We start from the raw sequence: 2,513 nt of genomic DNA, 5'->3' as shown, positions 1-2,513 counted from the left end.
TACGATTGACGGAGGATATACGAGGGGGGCAGTGACCGTAAAAATTCGTAGGAATAGCACCCACGCTACCGATTGCGTAGACGCAAAAAAGTATTCTGAGATACTAAGCTTCGGTTTCCCCTCAAGTTTCTCGATCAGGAGGGTGAAATTCTCTCAGTAGAGTCCAACCATGACCCTCTCTGATCAAGGGAGCATGGTGATTTTGGGAACGATTGACGGAGGGTTCAAGCAGGCTAGGTCTAGGGCATTAGCACCAGTTTCTGGGAAGACAAGATCGGGATGATTGGACGCACGTCTCCAAGATTGACCCTTTTCTTCAGCCAGCGAGACATGGTATAAAAAGTGCGATGGCGATGGAGCTCGCCGAAACCGCCCCGCGCTCATATCGGTCACGACAACTCTACCGATTTAAGCGATCGAGATGGCTGATAGCTCCTACTCTTCCGGCTTGGGGCGGAGAGGTAGGGCTATGGCGATCGCTTCCTTAGTTTTTCCTCCACAAGCCACGTTCACCTCATCAACCTCAACGTGGCACTAGTGGCACTATGTTAGCAAGCATGGTTTGGATTTTGTTGATGGGCTTTTTCGCGGGGCAACTGGCCCGGCGATGGCAGGCTCCAGCCTTGGTTGGCATGGTGATCGCGGGCATCCTTCTAGGGCCACAGGTGGGTCATGTTCTCAGTGATGAGGTTCTTGGCTCTGCGGATGCCTTGCGCACCATTGCCATCATGGTGATCCTGATGAAAGCTGGATTGGGACTTGATCGTGAGAAACTCGTCCAGCAGGGAACGGTGGCCCTGCGCCTAGGTTTTTTACCCGCCATGGGGGAAGCGATCGGGGTCATGCTGGCGGCGATCTGGCTCTTTCAGTTTGACCTAGCCACCGGGCTGCTGCTGGGCTGCATTATTGGAGCGGAGTCGCCAGCAGTGATTGTACCGGCTATGCTGCGGCTCAAAAGCTTAGGTTGGGGCGTCCAAAAGGGCATTCCCGACGCCATTTTAACCGGCAGTGCCCTATCGGATGTCTTATTGCTGCTGGTGTTTAGCCTCCTGCTGTCATTTCTCTCCCAGGGAAATGCGATCCTCACCCTACCCGGTGGATTCACAGTCCATGCCATCTATCTACTGCCGGTGCAGGTGGTGATCCAGGTTGGGTTGGGTGTGCTTTTAGGTTGGATCACGGCCCGTCTTCTCGTCTTCGTACTCGCCCAACAAAACTGGACACAAAACGCGGTTCAGGATTCTCTAGTCACCGCCAGCATCGCCCTGCTTCTGGTGATTGTGGCAGCAGTGGTACCCATATTTTCTGGCTATCTAGCGGTCATGGCAACAGGATTTTTCTTAATTGAGCTAGATGCACCCCTGGCTCGGCGACTACGCGGTGGCTTTAATAGCCTCTGGGCGATCGCAGAGATTATCTTATTTGTATTACTAGGAGCTAGCATCCAGCTTGACGTACTAGGCGATACGTTGTTAACAGGACTCTTGGTCTTAGCCATCGGAACCCTGGGAGGGCGATCGCTAGGCTGGTACTTATCTACTCTAGGCAGTAACTGGACAGCGAAAGAGCGTCTGTTTCTGCTGCCCGGCAACTCCGCCAAGGCCACGGTACAGGCAGCGATCGGAGCAATTCCCCTAGCCCAGGGTATTGCCGGCGGAGAAACGATATTGGCGATCGCTGCCCTGTCAATTTTAGTGACTGCGCCCCTAGGGGCATGGGCGATTCCCACCTTTGCCCCCAAGCTCCTAGAGCAGGGTGAGGTAGATCCCACTAAAGTAGCAATCGAGCGACGGATTATTCTGCTAGCTGCTGTGGATACGTCGCCCCTAGCGCCCCAAGTTCTGAAAAAAGCTGCCGAACTGGCCCGACGCAGTGATGGCGAGGTCATTGTTCTATATGTGCAACAGATGGATGATTTACCGGGCATGGTGTGGCTGCGAGACCAAATAAAACACACCTTAGCCGACATTCGTTACCAGTTTTTGATCCGAGAAGGCGTGATCCCAGAAACAATTATTCACATCGCTCAAGACTATGGTGTAGCGGAAATCATTGTGGGTAAGCGTGGGCACCGCTCATTCCAAGACGTACTGGTCGGTTCTGTACCGCGAGCCATTGTCGAAACTAGCTGTCTTCCTGTGCTTGTGGTTGAAGCAGAATCTGTTGGAGAGCCGCATGGGGGCACCTAATTCTGTAACTAGAGGTTCATCTTCCAATTCAGCAACACCGCACCTTTAATGGCGTTGCCGAATGAGGCTACTTCAGCCGCAGGAATCGTTCCCATCCATAAGCCCTGCCGGAAATCAGATTCAGCAGTGGGGATATGGCAATGAATTTGCTATGATTTGGTTTGGTCTAAACTCTCAAGTCGTGCACCTGCCATACCCTATGGTCTATCATGGGCAAACAACGCTAAAGTAGTAGACCCTATCGCCCTCATCATCCTACTCCAACCAGTCCCTGACGAAAAGCTTCATACGCCGCCATTCCCTTTATCTCAACGGAAAATGCTC

Annotated in this window: 1 protein-coding gene and 1 riboswitch; the gene reads left to right on the top strand. The window is 52.8% G+C overall.

Translation table 11 applies throughout. The annotated features are described in order from the left end of the window. Positions 1–340: 340 nt before the first annotated feature. A riboswitch (Fluoride riboswitch) is annotated at positions 341–445 on the top strand. A 100-nt stretch (positions 446–545) separates the two neighbouring features. After that, positions 546–2,189: a cation:proton antiporter gene (locus V6D20_13130; GenBank protein HEY9816723.1), complete on the top strand. Its 1,644-nt coding sequence runs from the start codon at positions 546–548 to the stop codon at positions 2,187–2,189. Positions 2,190–2,513: the final 324 nt, after the last annotated feature.

The sequence above is a fragment of the Candidatus Obscuribacterales bacterium genome (assembly GCA_036703605.1).
GTDB lineage: Bacteria > Cyanobacteriota > Cyanobacteriia > RECH01 > RECH01 > RECH01.
The sequence above is the reverse complement of the archived record's forward strand: the minus strand, read 5'-3'. Positions and strand labels throughout refer to the sequence as shown.

Coding starts and splice junctions, on each gene's coding strand:
- V6D20_13130 (HEY9816723.1), top strand. CDS start 546: ATGTTAGCAAGCATGGTTTGGATTTTGTTGATGGGCTTTTTCGCGGGG.